23 protein-coding genes, 1 pseudogene and 2 riboswitches are annotated in these 23,944 nt (G+C 41.6%); of the genes and pseudogenes, 8 read left to right on the top strand and 16 right to left on the bottom strand.

Annotation, left to right across the window (positions count from 1 at the left end):
• Positions 1-7 precede the first annotated feature (7 nt).
• Both D0466_RS15885 and D0466_RS15880 read right to left on the bottom strand, forming a co-directional pair.
• Positions 8-2,428 carry a PBP1A family penicillin-binding protein gene (locus tag D0466_RS15885; RefSeq protein ID WP_117323520.1) on the bottom strand — a complete coding sequence of 807 codons (2,421 nt, stop codon included), beginning with the start codon at positions 2,426-2,428 and terminating at the stop codon, positions 8-10.
• Between the two features lie 396 nt (positions 2,429-2,824).
• Positions 2,825-3,019 carry a hypothetical protein gene (locus D0466_RS15880; RefSeq protein ID WP_117323519.1) on the bottom strand — a complete coding sequence of 65 codons (195 nt, stop codon included), beginning with the start codon at positions 3,017-3,019 and terminating at the stop codon, positions 2,825-2,827.
• 308 nt (positions 3,020-3,327) lie between these two features.
• Here D0466_RS15880 and D0466_RS15875 point away from each other — a divergent pair, with 308 nt between their 5' ends.
• A complete protein-coding gene (locus D0466_RS15875; protein WP_117323518.1) occupies positions 3,328-3,852 on the top strand; it encodes a universal stress protein in 525 nt (174 codons plus the stop codon).
• 151 nt (positions 3,853-4,003) lie between these two features.
• On the opposite strand, the gene D0466_RS15870 is transcribed toward D0466_RS15875, so the two are convergent.
• The 3 genes from D0466_RS15870 to thiT form a co-directional block, all read right to left on the bottom strand.
• The gene (locus D0466_RS15870; protein ID WP_117323517.1) at positions 4,004-4,354 is read right to left on the bottom strand and encodes a DUF3243 domain-containing protein; all 351 of its coding nucleotides are present in this window, start codon (positions 4,352-4,354) and stop codon (positions 4,004-4,006) included.
• Positions 4,355-4,509: 155 nt separating this feature from the next.
• Positions 4,510-4,980 (bottom strand): helix-turn-helix transcriptional regulator, encoded by a 471-nt coding sequence (locus D0466_RS15865; RefSeq protein WP_117323516.1) that lies wholly within the window; start codon positions 4,978-4,980, stop codon positions 4,510-4,512.
• 150 nt (positions 4,981-5,130) lie between these two features.
• Entirely contained in the window at positions 5,131-5,712 is a 582-nt protein-coding gene (thiT, locus tag D0466_RS15860; RefSeq protein WP_117323515.1) for an energy-coupled thiamine transporter ThiT, read from the bottom strand.
• 108 nt (positions 5,713-5,820) lie between these two features.
• Positions 5,821-5,922: riboswitch (TPP riboswitch) on the bottom strand.
• Positions 5,923-6,172: 250 nt separating this feature from the next.
• Between thiT and D0466_RS15855 the strand changes: the two genes are divergently transcribed.
• On the top strand, positions 6,173-7,054 hold the full coding sequence (locus D0466_RS15855; RefSeq protein ID WP_117323514.1) for a cation diffusion facilitator family transporter: 882 nt from the start codon (positions 6,173-6,175) through the stop codon (positions 7,052-7,054).
• Positions 7,055-7,114: 60 nt separating this feature from the next.
• Here D0466_RS15855 and D0466_RS15850 read toward each other — a convergent pair whose 3' ends face one another.
• The 4 genes from D0466_RS15850 to D0466_RS15835 form a co-directional block, all read right to left on the bottom strand.
• Positions 7,115-8,353, bottom strand: a complete 1,239-nt coding sequence (locus D0466_RS15850) for a dicarboxylate/amino acid:cation symporter (RefSeq protein WP_233522674.1) — start codon at positions 8,351-8,353, stop codon at positions 7,115-7,117.
• 163 nt (positions 8,354-8,516) lie between these two features.
• On the bottom strand, positions 8,517-9,137 hold the full coding sequence (locus tag D0466_RS15845) for a DedA family protein (protein WP_117323513.1): 621 nt from the start codon (positions 9,135-9,137) through the stop codon (positions 8,517-8,519).
• Between the two features lie 145 nt (positions 9,138-9,282).
• On the bottom strand, positions 9,283-9,450 hold the full coding sequence (locus tag D0466_RS22270) for a hypothetical protein (RefSeq protein WP_158555920.1): 168 nt from the start codon (positions 9,448-9,450) through the stop codon (positions 9,283-9,285).
• Positions 9,451-9,555: 105 nt separating this feature from the next.
• Positions 9,556-10,149, bottom strand: coding sequence for a YitT family protein (locus tag D0466_RS15835; protein ID WP_199484575.1), 594 nt, complete (start codon positions 10,147-10,149; stop codon positions 9,556-9,558).
• 591 nt (positions 10,150-10,740) lie between these two features.
• On the opposite strand from D0466_RS15835, the gene D0466_RS15830 reads away from it, so the two are divergent.
• Positions 10,741-12,090 (top strand): hemolysin family protein, encoded by a 1,350-nt coding sequence (locus D0466_RS15830; RefSeq protein WP_117323511.1) that lies wholly within the window; start codon positions 10,741-10,743, stop codon positions 12,088-12,090.
• 360 nt (positions 12,091-12,450) lie between these two features.
• Here the strand turns inward: D0466_RS15830 and D0466_RS15825 are convergent, their stop codons facing one another.
• From D0466_RS15825 to D0466_RS15815, 3 genes are all read right to left on the bottom strand, one after another.
• The gene (locus tag D0466_RS15825; RefSeq protein WP_117323510.1) at positions 12,451-13,581 is read right to left on the bottom strand and encodes a DUF4179 domain-containing protein; all 1,131 of its coding nucleotides are present in this window, start codon (positions 13,579-13,581) and stop codon (positions 12,451-12,453) included.
• Positions 13,574-14,098 (bottom strand): sigma-70 family RNA polymerase sigma factor, encoded by a 525-nt coding sequence (locus D0466_RS15820; protein ID WP_117323509.1) that lies wholly within the window; start codon positions 14,096-14,098, stop codon positions 13,574-13,576. The genes D0466_RS15825 and D0466_RS15820 overlap by 8 nt, the downstream gene beginning before the upstream one ends.
• Positions 14,099-14,348: 250 nt before the next feature.
• The gene (locus tag D0466_RS15815) at positions 14,349-14,900 is read right to left on the bottom strand and encodes a GNAT family N-acetyltransferase (RefSeq protein WP_117323508.1); all 552 of its coding nucleotides are present in this window, start codon (positions 14,898-14,900) and stop codon (positions 14,349-14,351) included.
• 16 nt (positions 14,901-14,916) lie between these two features.
• Between D0466_RS15815 and D0466_RS23045 the strand changes: the two are divergent.
• Positions 14,917-15,150, top strand: a pseudogene (locus D0466_RS23045) (DUF6434 domain-containing protein); the annotation flags it as partial.
• A gap of 171 nt (positions 15,151-15,321) precedes the next feature.
• Here the strand turns inward: D0466_RS23045 and D0466_RS15805 are convergent.
• The 3 genes from D0466_RS15805 to D0466_RS15795 form a co-directional block, all read right to left on the bottom strand.
• Positions 15,322-15,654 carry a YnfA family protein gene (locus tag D0466_RS15805; RefSeq protein WP_117323507.1) on the bottom strand — a complete coding sequence of 111 codons (333 nt, stop codon included), beginning with the start codon at positions 15,652-15,654 and terminating at the stop codon, positions 15,322-15,324.
• Between the two features lie 412 nt (positions 15,655-16,066).
• On the bottom strand, positions 16,067-17,098 hold the full coding sequence (gene ytvI / locus D0466_RS15800) for a sporulation integral membrane protein YtvI (RefSeq protein ID WP_117323506.1): 1,032 nt from the start codon (positions 17,096-17,098) through the stop codon (positions 16,067-16,069).
• A gap of 294 nt (positions 17,099-17,392) precedes the next feature.
• Positions 17,393-18,091: a TrkA C-terminal domain-containing protein gene (locus D0466_RS15795; protein ID WP_117323639.1), complete on the bottom strand. Its 699-nt coding sequence runs from the start codon at positions 18,089-18,091 to the stop codon at positions 17,393-17,395.
• Between the two features lie 230 nt (positions 18,092-18,321).
• Here D0466_RS15795 and D0466_RS15790 point away from each other — a divergent pair, with 230 nt between their 5' ends.
• Positions 18,322-18,525, top strand: coding sequence for a hypothetical protein (locus tag D0466_RS15790; protein WP_117323638.1), 204 nt, complete (start codon positions 18,322-18,324; stop codon positions 18,523-18,525).
• Between the two features lie 206 nt (positions 18,526-18,731).
• On the opposite strand, the gene D0466_RS15785 is transcribed toward D0466_RS15790, so the two are convergent.
• Positions 18,732-19,148: a universal stress protein gene (locus D0466_RS15785; RefSeq protein ID WP_117323505.1), complete on the bottom strand. Its 417-nt coding sequence runs from the start codon at positions 19,146-19,148 to the stop codon at positions 18,732-18,734.
• 321 nt (positions 19,149-19,469) lie between these two features.
• On the opposite strand from D0466_RS15785, the gene D0466_RS15780 reads away from it, so the two are divergent.
• The 3 genes from D0466_RS15780 (at position 19,470) to D0466_RS15775 (ending at position 23,940) form a co-directional block, all read left to right on the top strand.
• On the top strand, positions 19,470-20,936 hold the full coding sequence (locus D0466_RS15780) for a SulP family inorganic anion transporter (protein WP_117323504.1): 1,467 nt from the start codon (positions 19,470-19,472) through the stop codon (positions 20,934-20,936).
• 125 nt (positions 20,937-21,061) lie between these two features.
• Positions 21,062-21,211, top strand: a complete 150-nt coding sequence (locus tag D0466_RS22600) for a hypothetical protein (protein ID WP_199484574.1) — start codon at positions 21,062-21,064, stop codon at positions 21,209-21,211.
• A 131-nt stretch (positions 21,212-21,342) separates the two neighbouring features.
• A riboswitch (cobalamin riboswitch) is annotated at positions 21,343-21,526 on the top strand.
• 131 nt (positions 21,527-21,657) lie between these two features.
• Entirely contained in the window at positions 21,658-23,940 is a 2,283-nt protein-coding gene (locus tag D0466_RS15775; RefSeq protein ID WP_117323503.1) for a ribonucleoside-diphosphate reductase subunit alpha, read from the top strand.
• The last annotated feature ends 4 nt before the right edge of the window (positions 23,941-23,944 follow it).

Raw genomic sequence — 23,944 nt, 5'->3', positions numbered from 1 at the left:
GTACACCTTAATCATCCCCACCTGGCTCCCCGGGGTTCTCTTGCCCGCCACCTGATTTAGGAGGGTTTGCCGGCTCTTTTGGCTCATCGGGCTTTTCCTTAGGAGGTTGTGGTTCGTCCTGATCCTTAGGAGGTTTCGGTTCGCCCTGATCCTTAGGAGGCTTCGGCAGTTCTTTTTCCTCAGGGGGTTGTGGTTCTTCCCTATCCTTAGGTGTTTTCGTTTTTTCATTGCCTGTAGAAGGAGGTGATTTTTCGGTTTCCTTTGTATCCTTGTTATCTTGTGGTACATCGACTGGGATTTGCTGGTCTGTGTTTTCCTTTGCTTTGACCTGTACAGGCTGACTAACATTGTCTTCATTATGGGTAGCGGGGTCATTTGCAGAAGGTTTGTCAGTTTCTCCGTCCTGGCCAGTTCCATTAAAGATTCGATCCCGCCATTTTTGATACCCCTTTTCTACTTCTTCTTTTTTATCTTTCCAGTAACGCCATATTTCTTCACGGTCTTCCTGTTTCTCCTGTTGTTCAATCAGCGGACCGATATCCTCCACATCAAATCCTTTTGGTTCCTGGTTTTTTAAGGCTTCAGCCATCAACTGCTGAAAGACGATGGCTGCCCCTTCACTGCTGTGAGTCGTTAAATGATTTTTTGCGTTTGTATGGTCATATCCGGTCCATACCGCCCCGACCAGAGTTGGTGTATATCCAACAAACCACTGGTCTTTCACGCCTTTTTCCAGTCCCTCTATGGGAAGCTGGGTTGAGCCTGTTTTTCCTGCAATTTCCCATTCATTCACTGCAGCGTTTTTTCCCGTTCCGTATTTAACAACCCCCAAAAGCATGGAAGTTATATCATCAGCAACAGCCTTTGTCGTGACCCGGGTTTTCTTTTCTTTCCATTTAGCTACTTGGTTACCTTTTGCATCCTCAATTTTAAGGATTGAGTGGGATTGCACCCTCTCCCCTTCATTAGCAAAGGCTGAATAGGCACCGGCCATGTCAAGCGGAGAGACACCGTATTTCATTCCGCCTAGGGCGATGCTAAGATTGCGGTCTTCCTTATCCATTGGAATGCCGAATCTCTCAAGTGAAGCAATCCCCTTGCCGACACCCATTTCATTTAACAGCCAAACAGTCGGTACATTCAGGGATTTTATTACCGCTTCATACATTGGCACCTCGCCTTTATAAGTACCGCCCAGATTCGATGGTTTATAAATGCCAAAGGCCATTTTTTCATCTTTCAATTGGTCCGAAATTGTATAACCTTCCTCAAGGGCCGGTGTATAAACAGCTAGCGGCTTGATGGTTGAACCCGGGCTTCTTTGCAGCTGTGTGCCCCGGTTATAGGCCAGGAATTGATGCTTTCCCCTTCCCCCTATCAACGCTTTGATCCCGCCTGTCTTTGGATCCAATAAAACTGCCCCGCTTTGTACCATTTTGCCGCTGGTCCCCTTTGGAAAGATGGAATCGTCCTTATATACTTTTTCTGCTGCCTTTTGCATGTCCTGATCCAGCGTTGTATAAATTTTATATCCTCCGGTCAACAGTTCGTCCATTTCAATGTGATATTTCTTGGATGCTTCAGAAAGAACCTGGTCGACATAAAAAGGATATCTCCCTTTTAAGGGGTCACCTTGCTGTTTGCCGTTCAGTGCCACCTTTTCATGGGTAGCATTTTGATATTGGGCACTCGAAATAAACCTATGCTCCTTCATTCGGGATAACACCAAATTGCGCCTTTTAGTGGATTTCTCCAAATGGTCATAAGGATCAAGAGCGGCCGGCACATTGATGATCCCTGCCAGCATCGCACCTTCGCCAACAGTCAGATCTTTCACTTCTTTCCCAAAATAAATTTGCGCCGCCTCTTTAATTCCCCATGCACCGCGCCCGAAGTAAATTTGGTTGAGATACATTTCGAGAATCTCATCCTTGGAATATTCCTTTTCTACCTCCCGGGCCAAAAAGAATTCCTCCAATTTTCTTTTGTAAGTCCTCTCGGATTCCAAAAGGCCTATCTTTGTGAGTTGCTGCGTGATCGTGCTCCCGCCTTCTTTCACCTCACCGGCTTTCAGATTCGTATAAAATGCCCGGGAGATTCCCTTATAATCAATTCCATGGTGATCATAAAACCTGTGGTCTTCTATGGCGATGACCGCATCAGTGACATGTCCAGGAATTTCCTCAATCGGAATGCCCTCTGTTTTATTGGCGGTGATTTTACTGGCCAGCATGCCCCTTTCATCATATATCTCAGTCGAATGTTCCAGCTGGTCCTTCAAGTTGTTGATGTTCGTTTCAGGTTTAAAAAACGCTAAAAAACCAACTGCAAGTACGGTTGCAGCTGAGAATACAATAAAGCTCCCCCGAATGAGCCAGGAAGGAGTGAAGCTTTTTATTCCGCTAAAAAGCCCGATGAACGCTTTCATATAAACCCCCTATTTCGAAAAATGGCAATTCCCAAAAATAATATGATGGCATAACTCTACCTTCATCCCTTTACCCACCCGAAGTGAAACTAACACCTGAATAAATAATTATTTGCTTATAACCTTAACGAAAAGAGGGGATTTATAACTCACCTGGCCCAGGGGCCTTAATCGAAAAAGAATTTGTTCAATGAGGAACTGCCACCAAAATTTAGTAAACCCGGCGATTCGCGAGCCTGTTAAGGGGAAGACTGAGGCGTAGCAAGACCTGCAGACTTGGGTCACGCAGACGTTGCAAATTTAGTGTGTGCTTTAGCTTATACAGATATAGATAAGAAATTTTATACTTTCTATCAACCAAAAAAACAACCCCCCTTTATAGAGCGGTTGTTAGTATCAATGCTTTTCATTGTTTTCAAAATCAGACCTGGTTTCCGTGTTTTCAGCCTGTTTTTCCATCGAAACTTCTCTGGCAAGCGTTTCCATATACATGTAAACGATTTGCCGTATTTTATCATCCGTGCCCAGAATATGCAAGTGTTTTAAGCAGCGCTCAATAGCGGGGTGTACTTTTGCATCAGCATGAAGCATGTAACCACCTCTTTTCATCAGCCTTTATACAGCATATCCTATTATTGGAAAATACACAGTAGACTATTGTCTCATTTGTAAGCTTTTTGTCGGAAATTTTTTCTTGATATTGTCACGGCTTGTATATTCACGCTTAATAATGAAGCAAATAGGGAAAACAAGTAAAAAATGATATGGCTTAGTTATTGCAGAAAAAAATTCAATCCTTCACATTTCTGCCGCATTATTATAAAGTTTTGCATCCTCCAGACCGAATACTTATTTATAAGATTTTAAAGCAATATTACTGAAAGAAGGAGCTGAAGAGAATGTTCCCGGAACTAAACCACATCATTGTTGCATTTGATTGCAGCGAAAACAGCAAAAAGGCAATTGAATGGGGGGCCAGTTTGAAAAGGTCTTTTCCGGAAGCAACCTTGACCGTAGTACATGTGTTCAAGGAAAAGGTCGCACAAAAAGCGGCAGGGAATCCCCCCGTACAAGGGTTCGCCAATGATGGTTTCTACATAGATCCCACCCAATCACATTACGTAAGGGATATCGGGCAAAATTCGATGGATCATAGCAATAATACCCATGCAGTCGTTAAAGATAGCCTTGCAATGGCAAGAAGTAAAGCTCAGTCTGTTATGGGGGCACTAGGGGTTGAGGGTGCTTTTGAAATCCTTGAAGGCAATCCTGCCGAAAGCATTTGCGGCTTTGCAAAAAAAACACGCGGTGATGTTATCATTATCGGAAGCAGTTCAAAAACAGGATTACAGAAGTTCCTCCTCGGCAGTACCAGCAGCAGGGTGGCCAATGAAGCACCATGCGCGGTTTTGATCGCAAAGTGAAATCAAGAAATCTCTAAAAAGTTCCGAATCGAGAAATTCCAATTTAAGGATAATAGCTAAAGTCGATCTCTTTTTATAATCCTTTAAAGCGTTAAATAAAAAAAGCTATCTTCCGCACATGATTCCCTTCTGCGCGCAAGACAGCTTTTTCCTATGAATATTTTTTCTCGTCTACAAGTTTAACAAGCATATTGGCTAATTTCTGGCGTTCCTCTTCATTGCCGACATTCCATAGCTCCTGAAGCAGTTTTTCCTCCCGGTTCCTTGGTTCCACTTTCTCTGCCAGGTAATCCGCTACCTTCCGGGCTATATTGGTCAGCTGCTCCTCATTCAAGCCGATATTCTGGGCTACATCCAGCCTCCTGTGTAAATACTTCTTAAAAATTTCAAAATTCGATACAATATCCTCGACTCTTCCAGGATCTATTTTGCTAAGAGCCTCATCTACATTCTCGATATTTACACGGCCGTCCTTCTGGACAACATGCTCTCTTTCCGCCATGATGGAGCCTCCTTATATTCTTAGTAAGAATAATCCACTTATTCCATAAGTGGTGCCGTTACTCTAAATCCTTCCACTCCTGCTTAGGAATAAACCTTTTTCTGAAAAAAATGATTCATACTCTTATTTCTTACCAAAAGAACCGGAACCATTCATCAGGAAGACTGCCGGGGACTATCTTTTACCAGCTCGGCGAACCTTGCCTCTGCTTCTTCTTTCGCTAAACTGCTGTAGATACGAAAATTCTCATCATCCAGAATCCGATAATGCTGGCTGACGATGTTTTGCTGCAATATATATCCTGACCTGCGCGACAGCTCTTTCCACCATACCTTGCCGCCAAGTGTTTTTTCTTTTCGGTAATCCATTCTTTCTCTGGCGATCGTTTCAACCACATCAAGCGGGTCACCCCCGAAGGCTGACTGGATTACACTGCTTTCACGGAACAATGCACAAACCGCGATGGTCACTGTCCATCCTGCTGCGACCCTTCCTTTTTCAATTTGGACCAACGTTTTTTTGGAAACGCCGATGGCTTCTGCCAACTTGTCCTGGGTATAGCCCATTTCTACCCTGATCAGCTTGATTTTTTCCGATATGATTTCAATGACTTCTTCTTTTATCATGTGAACGCTCCAGATTTAGTTTTAGTGTAATTTTACACCATTTTCCAAGACAATGACATAAAAAAAGCTGCCTCCGTAAGAAGCAGCAGAAATTGTTTATAGTTTTTTTGCAGTCTGGCGATGATCGCCAACGTTCATTCGATGTTATGGTCACTTCGCATGATGTACATTTTTTATTAATACCCGTGATGCGGCTGAGTAGAGAAGTATCAGGACTGCCGTACATAGAACGAAGCTTGCCAGCATATAGGTTCCATTATAAGTAAGGGAGAAAATAGCGACTGGCTGCCCATTTTCTGATCCGAAGAAAACAATCCCTGATACATAGTGGCACAGAAATCGCAAAAAGCTGCCAATAAACATTCCGATTGTAGCATATGCAGCTCCTCTTCCCTTGTTGCCTTCCCGGTATCCCTCTGTAACTTGCTTTGCGAATACCCCAGCAAACCCGACGACAGTAAAGGCAAGGAAATAATCAATAAATCCTTGGACCGGATGCCCGATCCAGGCAGTGCCGCTGACCACCTGCAACAATCCTAGCAAAAATCCTGTTGTAAGTCCGCCTTTTAGCCCCCAGCGATACGCCATCAGGAAGACAGGGACCATAGCAATCGATACGGATCCTCCCTGCGGCCAAATTCTCGAAAAGATGAAATTAGAAACCAGGTCAAGCAAGAAAGCAAGTGCAGCAAAAATGGCTACTTCCACTAAAAATAATGTCTTCTTATTCATTTTCCTTCTCCCTTCTCCACCTCGGGGAAAGCACATCAAGAGAACACCCGGCACAGCTTTAACGCCAAAAAGCAATCCCAGGGCGGTAATGGATAAACCCCAGCATTGCAAGCTCCAAAACCACATCCCTACGCTAGCATTAACTAACAGGTTCATAGGGTCAGAACTCGTTCGTTCACTCTCAGCCATGCGGCTCCCCTTGTGGACGTATTTTTTTTTATTCCTCGGTTAGAATATACTACTAGTTTAACGGGAATTCAAGCAGGAAAAACCACATATCGATAGTGCCACGGTCAGAAAGAGCTGCGGTGTTTTTTAGCTTGAGCCAACTTCTTTACCTTTGCACAATAACAGTGAAAATGCCCAATAAACATGAGGTTATACGACATTTTTTCTGTAGACTTACCCACATTTGGTTTGTTATCTTTATTTAGTCTTACTATTCGACGGAGGTAAAGGAATGTTGCGCGAAAATAAAATCAGCCCTGCTGAAAAGGGTGCTTATATCAGCATAGCTGCTTACATATTTATGGCGGTATTGAAATTATCCATTGGCCATATAGGTAACTCAAGGGGGTTATGGGCCGATGGGTTAAACAACGCAACGGATATCATTGCTTCAGTAGCTGTGTTGATTGGTTTAAAGATTTCAAAGAGGCCTCCGGATGATGATCACCTTTATGGCCATATGCGTGCAGAAACCATCGCCTCACTAGTTGCTGCTTTCATTATGATTTCAGTCGGTGTCCAGGTTATCTTCAGTGCTGTGGAAGCATTTATTGGCGGCAGCCAGGAAGATCCCAGTATGCTGACTGCATACACTGCCTTGTTTTCAGCGCTGTTTATGTTTGGAGTTTACCGATATAACCTGCGGCTAAGCAAACGTATTAACAGTGCTTCTGTGAATGCAGTCGCACAGGACAATAAATCCGATGCTTTGGTAAGCATTGGAGCGTTTATAGGGATTCTTGGCACGAGATTCGGTGTGGGCTGGCTGGATTCTGTAGCCGCTATAGTTGTGGGCCTGCTCATCTGCAGGACAGCGTGGGAAATTTTCCGGGAAGCTTCCCATACCCTTATTGATGGGTTCGATGAAGCATTGCTGCAGGAAATAAATGAGACCATCGGATCTGCAGACAGAGTCAAGGCAACGAGCGACTTAAAAGCGCGGATGCATGGAAATGAAATCTTCCTGGAAGCGACCATCCATGTCGATCCCCATTTAACGGTAAATGAAGGCCACGATATCACCGAGGAAATCGAAAAAATCCTCGAAAACAAACATGAAATAAAAAATGCGATTATCCACGTTGAACCATACCACCCTTCCAAGGAAATATGACAGTACAGTAGAAAAATTAAGAAAGAACGCCTGGATTTAGTTATCCAGGCGTTCTTTCTGTTAATTCCTAACCTGTGTATTCACTTTTCGTTGGCGCCTTTTCTCTTGTTCCGCAACAATTACTGCACAAGCTGCGTCCCCGGTAATATTGACGGCAGTCCTCGCCATGTCGAGGATCCGGTCAATCCCCAGGATCAGGCCGATTCCTTCAACTGGCAATCCGACCGATGAAAGAACCATTGCCAGCATGATCAATCCTACTCCGGGGACACCCGCAGTGCCGATAGAGGCCAAAACGGCCGTTATTACAACGGTTGCCATCTCTCCTACACTTAAATCAATGTTATAAACCTGGGAGATAAAAATGGCAGCAACTCCTTGCATGATTGCTGTACCATCCATGTTGATCGTTGCACCGAGCGGCTGTACAAAGCCAGAAATTGATTTTGGCACACTCAAATTGGTCTGTGCTGTTTCCATGGATATGGGCAATGTAGCATTGCTACTTGATGTAGAAAAGGCTACGCCCATGGCGGGAGCAAATCCCTTAAAGAACCAAAGGGGATTTTTTCGTGCCAAAAAAGCAATCGACCCTCCGTAAGTCAGTATGCCGTGGATAATCAAAGCAAGAATCACGACGATCATATAAACTCCCATTGCCTTAACGGCATCAAACCCCTGGCTGCCTACAGCTGTCGCAATCAATGCGAATGTACCATAGGGGGCGAGCCTCATAACAAGGTTCACTAGATACATCATCACGTGATTTCCTTGTTCAACCAGCTTAAATATCCCGGTTGTTCTCTCGCCCAACGCCGTTAACGCAAAACCTATCAATACGGCAAAAGCGATTACCTGGAGCATATTTCCTTCTGTCATGGCTGCAAACGGATTTGTAGGGATGATATTCAACAGCGTTTCACTTACAGGCGGGGCTTTCTCCGCTTCAAATTCAGCGTTTGCTGTGTCGAAAGAACCCTGATTTCCTGGCTCGATTAATAGTGCTAAACTTAAACCGATGATAATAGCAATCGTAGTTGTCACAAGGAAATAAACTATGGTAGTCAAACCGATCCTTCCCAGTTTTTTTGGATCGCCCAATCCCGCGGTTCCCAAAATGATTGAAAATAGCACAATGGGGACAACCAGCATTGTAATTAAATTAATAAAGGTCTTTCCTACAGGAGTAAAAAGGTATTTATCAAGTACGATAAAAACATCAGGTGCAAAAATATTCAATAACAGGCCGGCCACTGCCCCTGAAAGTAACCCGATGACGATTTTTGTAGTTAACTTCAAAAATTTGACCCCCTGAATTGCAAAATTGTAACTTGCTAACTTACTACCCTTTTGGCAAGCTTTACTAAACATTTCAGCTTTCATGATTTATTCTAACCAGCAGCATTTCAATCAAAACAAAAGAAGCCTTGCCACCTTATACAGCAAAGCTTTTTCATTTGGTTTACTTCGATTTAATTTTCTTATGAACGGTGACAATAGGGGGGGTTTGCTTTTTTCGCCAAATATAATAAATGATTGCCAAAGAAAGAGCAAGGATTACAACCGGAATGATATAGGGAGCTGTAATGCTCTTGATATCCCGCCAGTTTTCACCTAACAATTTTCCTATGGCCAGGAAAAAAATAGTCCAGGGAACGATGGCCGCTATTGTATATATAGTAAATTTCACAGCAGACATTTTTGCGACGCCTGCGGGAATCGATATCGCATGCCGGACAACCGGGATGAACCTTGCAGTGAAAATAACTCCTGCCCCATACTTGCCAAACCATTGCTCCGCGATATCCAGATGCCTTTCTGTAATGAATATGTATTTGCCATACTTTCGCAAAAAAGGCCGTCCTCCATAATAGCCTGCCCAATAAAGAAATAATTGCGCCATTGTCCCGCCTATCACACCCGCTAAAAGGGCCCCGGGAAAATGGATCCTGCCGATGGAGATTAAATAACCGCCATAGCCAAGCACCAGTTCGCTTGGAATAATTTCAACCATTAATCCAAGGGCAATCCCGAAATAGCCTAAATTTGCAAAAAACTCGAGGACATTTGTGAAATACTCCATCTTTGTCGTTCTCCTTAAAAAATATTTGCGGTGTTTCGCGTCTCTACATCTTATTAAGGAGAATCTTTTTATATTACGGTTTGTCCCGTGATTAATCAATATGCATGATAAAAGCACACCCGTCAAAGGATGTGCCTTATGTATTTCAAAGCTCATTCATTTTTTGTTCATCGATTTGAATCATTGATAACCTGTCTGCTGAAGACGCAGACTGGAGGCCCAGTAACGATGGATCGGACTGATATAGGGTTGAAAAAACCTCGTGCCGAGACTTTGTTTTTTCAATCTTTATTCCTTTGTTCCTAAATTTCATGATCACCTCATTATCCAACTTACTCACCTCTGTAGAAAGTAATATGTTCACCCATTATGTTCCCAGAATTTTACGATTCAAAACATCAGGCCGAAAGTTTTTTGCTTATGTTGGTTTTACTGAAGTAAGTGAGGTTAATACTCCTACAATAACAATAGTCATGCTTGAATAAAAGAAAACCGGGACTCCGACAATGCCAATGCCTGAAAGAATAATGCAGCCATCGATCATGAAGATCAGGATTCCCACGTTAATAGCCGTGTTCCTGGAAATAATCTGCGCAATGAGATCGGTCCCGCCTGTGCTTGTATCATACCTTAGCATCAGGCCCACTCCCAAACCAATGATTATCCCGCCAAGAATGGCGCTCGCAAGGATTGGCAAATCCCAGTCTGTCTCGACATTCGCAAACAGGTCAATACAAAATGAGGAAAAAAGCAGTCCGTGTATGCTGTGAAAAAAAAATTTCCTTTCGTAATTCCATACATATATATAAAGCGGGATACTGATGATAATTGTGGTCAAACCGATGGGGAACCCAAAGTAATAGTGTATGAGAAGTGCAATCCCTATGAGCCCCCCATCCAAAAGCTGATATGGTGCCAGAAAGAAATTCACTCCGATGCCGACCGATAAACTGCCAATCAAAATGGCCATAATTTTTTCAAGTATCGCGGTTCCCTCCTTGTCCCATTCCATAGTAATAACCTATGGGAATAATCCCGTTTTAGTATTGAAATTTAGTAAACTTAAAAAGTTGATGTGATTAATGATAGTTGCAGACAATTGATACTTGGTTCATTAATGTGAAACCAAGGTGTCACATGCTTTCAGCAAAGCTTAAAGATTGCTCTAACTGCCAAAAATTTCCAGCATACAAATTTAGAATATTCAGTAAACTAGTGTTCATTTCGTTTAAAAACCGCTACTAATAGGGAATTATCAACCATATACTTATAATAATCACCGTTTTTTACACCCTGAGCGAATTTGACTGAATTATTTACTTTTTCTATAATGAACTTATTTACTTATTTTTTATCAAGAGGTGATAGCATGGGGTATTGAATGTGGTCCGTATAAGTGAACGTAAACTTCCGGCCCGGTCTTTGTGCTATAACATATCTAATTCGTTTCGCTTACAAGACCTTGCGGCAAACAAAATCCCGCCTGAAGTTTATGTCCTGCCGGCGCGTTTAGATTTATAGAGTAGAAGGATTCATGCAAAAGATTCTATTCCATTAGGAGGTGGACTCCTTATTCGCCAAACAGGCGAGTAAGGATGACTATTTGGACATAATAAACTTGGTTTTTATAGCCATTTTAATTGCTTTGACAGCATTTTTTGTAGCTTCGGAGTTTGCAATCGTCAAAGTGAGGAGCTCTAGGATTGACCAATTGATCGAAGAAGGGCGCGCGAATGCCGTATCGGCAAAAAGAGTAATCTCGGCCCTGGATGAATATCTTTCAGCTTGCCAGCTTGGCATTACGATTACAGCCCTGGGCCTTGGGTGGCTAGGGGAACCGACTATCGACCGGATGCTGCATCCATTGCTGCTTGGGTTCAATATCCCGTCAGGTGCTTCCAACATCCTGTCCTTCGGTTTGGCTTTCGCGTTCATTACCTTCATTCATGTTGTTATTGGAGAATTGGCGCCCAAGACACTGGCAATCCAAAAGGCTGAAACAGTTACCCTGCTAACGGCAAGGCCGCTGATTCTTTTCTATAAGATTATGTTTCCTTTCATTTGGGTTTTAAATGGTTCTGCCCGCGTCCTTACCAGAATGGTTGGGTTAAAGCCTGCATCCGAGCACGAACTTGCCCATACCGAGGAAGAACTTCGCATCATTTTGTCCGAAAGCTATAAAAGTGGTGAAATAAACCAATCCGAGTTTAAATATGTAAATAAAATTTTTGAATTTGATGACCGCATCGCCAAGGAAATCATGGTTCCCCGCACTGAAATCGTTACCCTTAGCCAGGAGGATACAATAGAAGATTTCCTTGCGGTGTTAACCGAAGAAAAATTTACCAGATATCCCGTGATTGATGGCGATAAGGACCATGTCATTGGAATGGTGAATGTTAAAGAACTATTTACGGAAATGGTTTCTAACGGCAGCAATTCCGAGCAGTCCATTGAAAGTTATATCCGCCCCATTATCCGTGTGATTGATAGCATTCCGATCCACGATTTGCTGCTGAAAATGCAAAAGGAACGGATTCATATGGCGATTCTGATGGATGAGTATGGCGGAACAAGCGGACTGGTAACAGTTGAGGATATCCTTGAAGAAATCGTTGGCGATATTCGCGATGAATTCGACATGGATGAAGTACCAATGGTCCGAAAAATAACAGAAGACCACTTTATCATGGATTCAAAAGTGCTGATAAGCGAAGTCAACGACTTGCTCTCCCTTGAAATATCCGATGAGGATATCGATACAATCGGAGGATGGATTTTGACAGAGAATTACGAAGCCAAAGAGGGCGATGAATTGCTCCATGGCTCCTACTGTTTCAAAATCATCGAAATGGAAGATCATCATATCAGATATATTGAAATCTATAAAACTGTCACGGATGAGGCGGATATCAAAGAAGTCCCCCTTCCACAGACGGAAATTGTATCGTAATGAGTAGTAGAGGCTGCCTCATTAGGTCGTAATACACGGTCTTAGAGGAGCCTCTTTTTTCAGGATATTTTTGGATATTCATGGTAAAACCAGACAACAGAAGGTCTTTTTCTTAGCCTTTATTTCCCTACATTTTGTTTAACTCTTGCCCATTTCTTATTATGGACAGCAGATATCATGTGCCATTCCATTGTATTTGTTAAAATGCCTCGTATGGAAATCCAGAATGGGTGATTAAGTGTAATTTGATCAAAAAGGAATACGCCCCGTCAATAAAAAAGCCGCCCATAAAAGAGCAGCTGATCTTGCAGTAACACATTTAGTGACAGAAAAAATGTGTTCGATTCAATATTTATGGATCTACTTAGTCAATCGTATTTTAATATCATCACCCACTTCAAGAATACAGTCCTGGCGATCCTTAACGGGAGCGAAAATCATCATATATTCATTATCTGCGCCCGCTACTTCACCCTTACTAAAAACTGGAACAACTTTTTCGCCAGCTGATTTCAAAAAAACACCAGATTTTTCATTATCAATGATATAACCGTATTTTTTATCTATTTTTCTTGCATTAAGGAATTGATGTTCCAACTTGCTCATCACTTTGTATTCCATTCCACGTTCATCCTTTAGGAGTTTAGTGTCAGACCCAGTGACTACGACTCTAGTTTCCAGGGCTGAAAACTCTACCTGCTTAATCCTGTATGTTTCATTTCCAAAATTGAAATCTTTATTTACTTGTATCGTTTTTCTTTCTGAAATGGCAGAATGATCCAGCTTGAAATCAATTGGCCATATCGTCTCTATGCTGCGTGTCTGGTTTTCCTCATAAATTGTTAAATTTTGAATTTCTAAACGAAGGTTTTGTCCTTCATATTCCTTAATTGATTCAAAAGATAACGCTTCGGCCACTTTGTTTTCTTTACTGTCGTAATATCTGCTTCCCCAACCTACATGATCCAATGGCATCCTTTTTTCGTCTCCGGCAACCAGATGGATAGAACTTTTACCCTCGAAGATGTCTATATAAAAGTTTTTTAGATTTGTTTTTTTACTTTTAAAAGTGAATAAGAGCTTGGTCTCCCTATCATCCGTCATTACCCTCTCAAAATGCACTGTTATGTCATGTTTTTCATCATAAAAAGTTTGATCAACAGTTTGACCCTCACCTAGATTGACTGCCGTCCTTACACCTTTATCATCAATATGCTTACTCGAGAATATTTTGTCATATACCTCTTGAATAGCGGCTAATACAGGAGTATAAGTTATTGTTGAAACAGCTATCAGACAAGCTGCTGCAGCCATTGAAATTCTTTTGTACAGTCTTCTTTGTTTGTTTAAAGCACTGACCTTACTTGAGCTGTTAATTTCTCCACTATATCCTTGTCTCTCTAATTTTGCTTTTTGTACGCCAAGCTTTGTTCTTTCGTGTAATTCTGTTGGAATCTTAATTTTCTCTAACTCTTGTTTTATATTACTCATAAAGATCAGCCTCCTTAAATTGTTTTCGAAGCTTGCCTAAAGCACGATATAACACCGATTTTGCTGTTCCTACAGGCATATTAAACAAGGCTGCTATTTCTTTGAATGAATAATCCTCATAGTATTTTAAAATTACAATAGTTTTTTCATCTTCATTTAACTGTTCCAGCAATTCTTTAAGTGTTATTGAAAGAGGTACATCCTCATCCTCCATGCCAATAAAGTCATCATACTCTGGCTTCAGATGGACCACTTTTTTATTCTTTCTGACTAAATCAATGGAACAAGTGATAGCAATTTTTATCAACCACGTCTTGAAATACTCTGGATTTTTCAATGTTTCTATTTTGTTGAATGACCGATATGCCACTTCTTGAACTACATCTAAAGCATCACTTTCATTTTTGACATATACGTAAGCCATACGGTATACATCTTCTTCATATTGTTGGAAAAGCCTTAAAAAGGCTTTATCATCCCCATTTTGAGCTTTTTTCACTAACCTGATGATTATCATTCACCCTCTCCGATTTATCTCTTACACTCATTAGACAAACTAGACTGTCATTTAGCTCAAATTTTTTTATTTTTTCAGAAAAATCTAAGCCAAATCATTCGTTGAATATTTGATGGCACAATAGCTACCGTAAGCGCAACAAAAAAAGCCAACAGTATCTGTTGACTTTCACGAAAGCATCCTTAATTCACTGAAACTTACCATACAATTCTATAAAATTTCAACTAAATGAAAAGGGTCCTTCCCTAGATTACTTTGATACGGTTTCCCATTCGGGACGTAAAATTCCCATAACGATTATATCATATCTTTTTCCATCCCGATAAACAACCGATCTCTTTCTGCCTTCCTGTTGAAAACCAACCTTTTCGTATGCTCTTATTCCACTTTTGTTATATTCAATAACTTCCAAACCGACCCGGTCTAAATTTAATTCATGGAACGCATAACGAAGTATTAGCTTCAACGCTTCCGTCCCATAACCTTTATTACGATTAGATGAATCTCCAATTCCAATTGCCATAAGACCCGTGCGATTGTTCCATTCTATGCTATGGATTGCAACAAATCCGATTAAATCATCATCTTCAATTGTTCTCAGTCGGAAATATACTTCATTTGAGCCCGCTTTCCCTTCAGCAGCCAATTGTTCTTGATTTTTAGGAAAAGCTATTTCTGTGTCTACATTACGTAGATATTCAGCATCTTCTCCCCACTGCACCATGATTTCAACGTCTTCATCTCTAGCTAATGCAAGTTTTACCCGTTCACCATAAAAAAGATTAGAATTGATGGTTGTCATGTCAATCTCCTTAATTTCTATTTATATTCAGAATTATTTTAAAAACAATGTAGGAAAGACGTATCGTGGTGTTGTAAATGCCTGGCATGAAGAAGCACGAAAAAAAGGACTGGCAATACGAGAAAAAGATAGCTCCCCAATTTGAATATAATCAATTTATACGTAACTTTTTCGCAGAGAATCAATTGAAGCTTGGAATACGATCAAAAAACTTCCTGGGAGCAACAAATACAACTCGAACAATAGTTAAACGAAAGAATTACGACTTGTTAAATAATATAGTTGTTTTTATGCTGAAGAGTGTAAATACATATTAATAAGGCAAAAGTATATTTTTCAAGTTAAATAAATTTCATATACGCTGTTAATATTCTTTTCCATAAAGCCGGCATATAATAAATGGAAAAATACCGCTTGTTATCTATTCAAAGGTCCTTGGCCCCCACAGAATTACCGAGACACCAATCAGGCAAATAAGCGCCCCAATCCAATCAAATAAATCGGGTGTTTTCTTCTCTACCGCCCATCCCCAAAGAAGGGCAAGTACGATAAACACGCCGCCATAAGCCGCATAAACCCTTCCAAACGAAGGAAAGGACTGGAATGTCGGAATGATCCCATACATCACTAAAACAACCGCCCCGATTAATCCACACCACCAGGCTGTACCTTCCCGTAACCAGATCCATATCAAATAACCTCCACCGATTTCAGCCAATCCGGCTAAAACAAACAATACAATCGTTTGCACCATGATTGGCGCCACATCCTCTCATTCGACCATTAGGGAAGCACCCTATAAGACTTTTTTGTTGTTCGTTTGATAGAGTGTAAAAAGTAACAATAATCAGATTTTTCAGAATTATAACCACTATTCTACCCTAGCTTTTGTGTCCCTCTCATATTACAAATTAAATGATAAATGACCTGTTTCATAAATGTATTTTCCCGGGCTTGCCCGGAAACCCTAATTAAAGGAGGCGAATTACAATGAAGGTTATCAATATTTGCAGACAATGCAAGGGAAAAGGGAGAGTCCCATTCCTTCAGTTTTTTTCCCGACCCTGCACACAGTGCAATGGACTTGGCAAAACAACGAAACATTTAAAGGAAATGAAAAAAGGCGAAGGTACAATTTTGTAAAATGTCCCTATGCCTTTTTTTGTTTATAGTAGAATATTTCTTTTTATGACGCCGGCCTTTTTCAGGGTTTCGTATATGATCAACAGTGCAGGGCCTAAAAACAAGCCTACAAAGCCAAGAATCTTAAAGCCCAGGTACAAGCTGACCAAAGCAGCTAATGGTGTCAAACCAAGGCTTGCTGAGTATACCTTTGGCTCGACGATTCTTCTGATGATGGTGATCACAATAAACATGATGATCAAACCGATTCCAAGATGCTGATTACCCTGAAGCATGGCAACGATTGCCCATGGCACCAAAACCGAACCTGTTCCGAGGATAGGCAGAATATCGACAATTACAATCAAAATCGATAATAACAGTGTATATGGTACCTTAAGCAGCCATAAACCTGTGTATGCCATTGTAAATGTGATCAGGCTTAGGAAAAGCTGGGCCCTTAGGAAGCCGATCCCTGCTTTGTTCAAATCCACAAATACGAGGGAAATTTTCTGATAGGTTGACTCCTGCAGGAAGTTCTTCGCCTTCCTTTTTATCACAGGAAACTCAAGACAAAATAAAAACAAGGCAATCAAATAAATTAAAAATTCAATCAAAAATCCCGGCACTACAGCAACAAGCTGGACAGTACCCTCAACTAAATTCCTTGCAAAAGCCTCCAGGGAAGAAATGCCTCTTTCAAGCGCATCTTCAACCGAACGAATCACATCGGTTGGAAGCGACTGAGAATAATTTTCCCATTTTCTGATAAATGGCAAAACAGCAGTATTATATAAGTCCTTTACGACCCCGGGCAGTTTTTGGGAAAGAGTAATAATCTGTTTCGTCAACACAGAGACGATAATGAATACCGCACCCAGCAAACCGCCTACGTACACAATAAAAGCGATCAAAACGGACCAGAGCCGGTTAAGCTTGAACGTTTTGCTGATGGAGTTGATGAAACCCTCAAGCAGCATTGCCGTCACCAGCGCGAAAATCAATGTCCACGAATATGGGACTATGTATAATAAAACAAGTAGGAGGACAATCCTCCAAAACCACCGTAAAAGCATATTGCCTGCTCATTCCCATCCATTGCGATTTTATCCACGGCGGCTTATTAAATAAGGCCTGCCAACTATTGGCGAAAGGTCATAAACCTCCCTCACATTTATGTTTAGTGCTTGCTTAGCAAATTATAAAATGTATCTATATCATAGCGTATTTATACAATCTTTTTCAAATTGTATTTTTTTTAATACAGCGAACAACCCTTTCTGCAGAGCTGCCGTCTCTAACTGTTTAGGGAACAAATAAGTTGCTTGTTAACCCCCTTTGAAATTTTATTTTGCTGTATAAAGCTTTTGTTAGGTTGCACCATCTTCTTTCATTTGTCTCGTATGTTCCAATTCTTTCTTAAATTTCTCTTCTATTTCCTTTCCATTTCCATAAAGGTAAATCTGATCCCCCTCTTGGATTTCACTGTCGTAAAGCTCCCGGCGGATCCGGACCTTTCCGCGCTGGATGAAAAGAATGCTGATATCATCTTCTTTCATAATGATATCCATTATTTTCCTGCCAACCAATTTAGACCCTTCACTAACCACGATGTCCGTAACCAGATCATTTTCGTCTAAATACAGGACATCTTTGACCGGCCGCTCGAACATCTGGTAATGTTGCTCCATTTCCTCCTCCAGCTTTATGGTAGCCCGCTTTTTTACCCACGGGGTGTACAACACCGCAACAAAAATTACAAGGCCCGCACAAATAAATGACAGCTCTTTGGTCCGCAGGTCATCAGCAAGGATATTACTTATAGAAGAAATGATCACCGCCAATGAGAATGCCCCGAATAAGATCAAGAATGCCGCAATCTTCCTGCGCACCGGATGGTCGATGATTACCTTTGATTCATCTGTCGTGAAACCGGTGCCCGTTAACATCGATATAACCTGAAACCTCGAAACTTTCGTTTCCATTCCGGTAAAATTAAACAGTACCACTGATATCTCAATGACGAGAGTGATAATCAGAAAATATAAGAGGATGAATAAAAACTCCACTGTCAGCCCCACCTTTCCCACATACCTCACTTCCAATTACCCTTTTTCAGGGGGGATAAAAACCAACATATCCTGTCATTATTATTCCTATTATTCCAGTTTCCATAAGAAACTGCTCTTAAGGAGATAAGTCTGTGATAAAAATGCTGTTCTAAATGAGGACATTTTTGAAAGTTTTACTTTCGCCCTCAACGGGAAAGGAGGTAAAAACGGAAACGGAGGGTAAGACAATGAAAAATTCTGAAAAAGACCAGGTTTTGAGAGAAAGAAACGACAAAACCAAAGCATTCAAAGAGAACTGGGAAGAACAAATGGAGAGAGACCAGGTTGTCATGCCTGTCGATGACCTGCCGCTTGAAGACATCGATATGGAGCGCGAGGAAGAAAAGGATAAGGAAGATACGAAAGACCGGTCATCCAGCGAAAGAATATAGATACAAAGCAAATGCCCTCGCAACCAGCAGGGCATCTTGTTTTGTAGTAAAGAAAAAATAAAACTTTCCATATGCATAAACCAAACCACAATACAGAGTAAGTGCGCACCATCGTGAAGCAACGCCCATGTCACCCAGATCCTGTGACCATAACTATACTTCTTTTTCCACCTTATCAAAGGCTCGCCAATCAGAAGGCTACCTCATTATTTCACAATCATAACCGGACATTGCACACGCTTTGCTACTTTATGACTGACACTCCCAAGGACCATTTCCTGGAGAGAGTTCAACCCTCTGCTGCCAATCACTACAAGGTCGTATCCATTCTGGTTTACATACTCAACTATTGTGGGACCTGGATCTCCTTTTAATATCTTAACCTGATGTGTTACATCTTTTTCATTCAGTAGATTTTCAATAGGAGCGAGCCGCTGCCTGCGCCTATCGTTAACGGCTCCTCTATCCCCTTCCAGCAGGATATCAGTTTTTGACGTGGAACTATCGACGACATACAGCACTGTGATTCCCGCTTCATTCATTGTTGCCATTTCTGCAGCCTTTTCGGCGGCCCGCAAAGCATGATGAGACCCGTCTGCAGCCAGTAAAATTTTCCGGAACATACAATCAGTCCCCCTCCATCTTCATCTCTACTTTCAATAGTACCACTAAAATACAAAATGAATTGAAGATTTTCTTACATTTCCCGCTGGAATTTATGCAATTAAGAAATTCCGAGAAAAACGAAGAAATTCATAAAAATAGAAGGTTTTATCCGCTTTCATATTGAGTACAACTTCATAGCGATACATGATATAATCTATAGCATTGATAACGGCCCCGGCTTTCATGAGAGTTGAAAGCCATCTTTAAACACTTATGAATGTTTTAGCCTTATGCTGGCAGTTTCTTAAGCAAATTAAAATAAAAGAAGGAGTGTTCTTTTGAAGTTACAAACAATTAAACAGGATTGGTTTGGCAATGTTAGGGGAGATATCCTATCCGGCATTGTCGTTGCTTTGGCTCTGATTCCGGAAGCGATTGCTTTTTCCATTATTGCAGGTGTGGATCCGATGGTTGGATTGTACGCTTCCTTTTGTATTGCCGTTGTAATTTCCTTTGTCGGCGGAAGGCCCGGTATGATTTCCGCCGCAACAGGTGCGATGGCATTGGTGATGGCTGACCTGGTAAAAGACCATGGTCTGCAATATTTATTGGCTGCTACCATTTTGACAGGTATCATCCAAATCATTCTCGGTGTATGTAAAATAGGACGGCTTATGAAATTTATCCCCCGTTCCGTGATGATTGGATTCGTCAATTCTCTTGCGATTTTAATTTTCACGGCTCAGCTGCCGCATTTTGTCGGCGAATCATGGGTAATGTATGCGATGACTGCGGGCGCTTTGGCCATCATTTATCTATTCCCAAGGTTTACGAATGCCGTCCCTTCCCCACTGGTTGCCATTATTATCATCACGGTTATTTCAATTGCAGCGGGGGCTTCGGTCCGTACAGTCGGTGACATGGGTGAGCTAAAACAGGCGCTTCCTATGTTTATGCTGCCGGATATCCCTGTGAATCTTGAGACATTATCGATTATTTTGCCATACTCAATTGCATTGGCCTTTGTAGGTCTGCTTGAATCACTATTAACAGCACAAATTGTAGATGATTTGACAGATACTGACAGCAACAAAAACAAAGAAGCCCGTGGACAGGGCATAGCAAATATCGTAGCCGGCTTTTTTGGAGGCATGGCAGGGTGCGCCATGATCGGCCAGTCCGGCATCAATATAAAATCAGGGGGGCGCGGCCGGCTCTCAACGTTTGTAGCCGGTATATTCTTAATGATGTTGATTGTTGTTTTAAATGATGTATTGATTAAAATCCCGATGGCAGCCCTCGTTGGCGTCATGATCATGGTTTCAATCGGGACTTTTGACTGGTCATCATTGACCAAACTGCATCTTGTACCAAAAACGGATACAATCGTGATGTTCGTGACAGTAGCGACTGTGGTCTACTCACATGATTTATCAAAAGGTGTATTCGCCGGCGTTTTGTTGAGCATGATTTTCTTTGCCGTGAAAATATCCAAGGTTTATGTTGATAAGACAGAGAATGGTAAAGCCAGGACCTATCATGTTAAGGGGCAATTATTCTTCGCTTCGGTAAATGATTTTGTCTCAAGATTTGATTTCAAAGAAACAGCTGAAACGATCATTATTGATTTTTCCAGCTCACATGTCTGGGATGATTCAGCTGTCGGTGCTATAGATAAGGTAATCATCAAATACAAAGAAAATGGCAAGTCCGTACGGGTGTATGGACTGAATAAGGACAGCTTGGCATTAATCAAGAAACTTGCCATTTATGATAAGCCTGACGCTAAAATTGCGAATCAGTAAGTTTAACATATACGAAAAAGCGTGGACTCATCTTGAGCCACGCTTTTTTATGCTTGTTTATTTGCTTTACGTTTAAAGAATAATTAGCTTTCACAAGGAAATGTTATAACTAAGGAGTGATCAATTTGAAAAATGACAAATCCTACACAGCAGCAGACTTGTCAACTAATTTGGTAAATGAAATAAAATCGCTTGAAAATAAGTTGAGCGAACAAACCCATAAAGATGTTGTAGTAATAGCTTATGAAAAAGATTCTGATGACCTGAACAGATAATCGTTTCAGGTCGTTTTTTTGTAAGCAAAAATTTCTTTTGCTTCCGGGTTGAATTTTTCAAATAGATAGATTACGATAGAAAAAACAGGAAACACAATATATTGATAAATATTTCTACAATAAAACTACATATAGAAACTGCAAGTAAAGGTGCCAGCTATGGCTGAAAAGGGAATCCGGTGTGAATCCGGAACTGTCCCCGCAACTGTAAGTGTGACGAACTGGGTGAACCACTGTATCCTCTCTGGGATACGGGAAGGGCTCAGGAGTAGGATGAACACAAGTCAGGAGACCTGCCTTACATTGCATAAAAGTTTCTCGTTCTTCGGGGGTTGGGAAGATGAAACGACGGTGTAAGAGCTTTCGTGTCTTTTTGTCCTTTTATCCTGTCGTTTGATCCACTCATTCCCCATGAGTGGATTTTTCATTTTAAGGAGGAAACCAAAATGGCTGAACAAACGCAGCAATGCACTTTTATCAAAGAGGACGGCAGCAGGAATCTTTTTTCAGAGGAGAGATTCGCATCTTCTCTAGAAGAAACATTTCGTGATTTTCCCCATCTGGATGGACAAACCTTTAAACAAAGGCTATTAACCTCTTTTTCTTTTAAAGATTCGCTTACCATCTCGCAAATTACGAACCAGCTAATCCTTGAAGGCCTTTCTAATATTTCCGAATTCGAACCTGATTGGACATATGTTTGTGCACGTTTTTACTTACAACAGCTATATCGTGAGGCAAAATATAACCGACATTGTAAATCTGGTGATGCATCTTTTTATTCGTTGATCGTTTCACTTACGGCAGAAGGAATATACAGTCCATCCTTGCTCAATGATTTTTCCATTGAAGAAATTCATGAGCTTGGCAGTTATATCGATCACAAAAAGGACAATCTTTTCACATACATAGGGTTGCGGACATTGGCAGACCGATACCTTGCGCGGGATTACGACAAAAAAACGTTCGAGCTGCCTCAAGAACGATTTATGATCATCGCCATGACACTTATGTCCCGGGAAAAGAGCGAACACAGAATCAAAATGGTATTGGAAGCTTACTGGGCTTTAAGCAATTTATATATGACCGTGGCCACCCCAACCCTGGCAAACGCGGGAAAAAGCTATGGCCAGCTTTCCAGCTGTTTTATCGATACACTGGATGACAGCCTGCAGGGTATCTATGACAGCAACACCGATATTGCCAATTTGTCAAAATCCGGAGGCGGCATTGGTGTGTATCTTGGAAAAATCCGCAGCCGCGGAAGTGATATCAAGGGGTTTAAAGGGGTATCCTCAGGCGTTATCCCCTGGATGAAGCAGCTGAATAACACTGCAGTGAGCGTGGATCAGCTCGGCCAGCGCAAAGGTGCCATCGCAGTCTACCTGGATGTGTGGCATAAAGATATTTTCTCTTTTATAGATGCCAAGCTTAACAACGGTGATGAAAGATTGCGGACGCACGATTTATTCACAGGAATTTGCCTGCCGGATGTATTCATGGAACAGGTAGAATCACGGTCGCAGTGGTATTTATTTGACCCGCATGAAGTCCGGACGATAATGGGTTTTTCCCTGGAGGACCATTTTGACGAATTGCGCGGAAATGGCAGATTTCGGGAAAAGTATTGGCAATGTGTCAACCATCCTCAGTTGTCAAAAGAAGAGGTGCCCGCGATAGAAATCATGAAGTCGATTATGAAAAGCCAGCTTGAAACTGGTACGCCCTACTTGTTTTACAGGGATGAAGTCAACCGGATGAATCCGAATGCCCATGCCGGAATGATTTATTGCAGCAATCTTTGCACGGAAATTACACAGAATCAAAGCCCTACGATAATGGTGGAACAATATACGGAAGATGGGAAGATCATTACTGTAAAAACACCGGGCGATTTCGTGGTATGTAACCTTTCCTCCATCAACCTGGCCCTTGCAGTCAGGGACGGCCTGCTGGAAAGGCTTATCCCCATTCAGGTGAGGATGCTTGACAATGTTATCGATTTAAATACCATTCCAGTTCTTCAGGCTCAATTAACCAACCAAAAATACCGCGCAGTTGGCCTTGGGACTTTTGGCTGGCATCATCTGCTTGTAATCAGCAATATCAAATGGGAAAGCGATGAAGCAGTCAATTTTGCAGACCAGCTATATGAACGGATTGCCTTCCTGACCATCGAAGCAAGCATGAATCTTGCCCATGAAAAAGGGGCTTATCCGGCATTTAGGGATTCTGATTGGGAAAATGGCGACTACTTCAGGAAACGGGGATATATTGATGGAAAATCGGAACTCGATTGGACAGGCTTACAGCAAAAAGTACAGGAACATGGAATTCGAAACGGCTACCTGTTGGCGGTTGCACCAAATGCATCGACATCCATCATTGCCGGAAGCACCGCCAGCATCGACCCAATCTTCCGGAAGGTGTATTCCGAGGAAAAGAAGGATTATAAGATTCCGGTAACTGTTCCCGATTTAAACACTGAAACTACCTGGTTTTATAAGTCTTCATTCCATATCGATCAGCTGTGGAGCATAAAACAAAACGCAGCCAGGCAGCGCCATATCGACCAGGCCATCTCCTTCAATTTATATGTCCAAAACACAGTTAAAGCAAGGGACTTGTTGAATTATCACATCCAGGCATGGAAATCCGGAATGAAAACAACGTATTACACCCGTTCCACGTCAAGCACGATTGAAGAATGCGACTCTTGTTCAAGTTAAAAAA

Origin of the sequence: Peribacillus glennii (assembly GCF_003429105.1) — a bacterium.
Lineage (GTDB): Bacteria > Bacillota > Bacilli > Bacillales > DSM-1321 > Peribacillus > Peribacillus glennii.
Note: the sequence above shows the minus strand (reverse complement) of the source record. Positions and strands in the feature narration are given on the sequence as shown.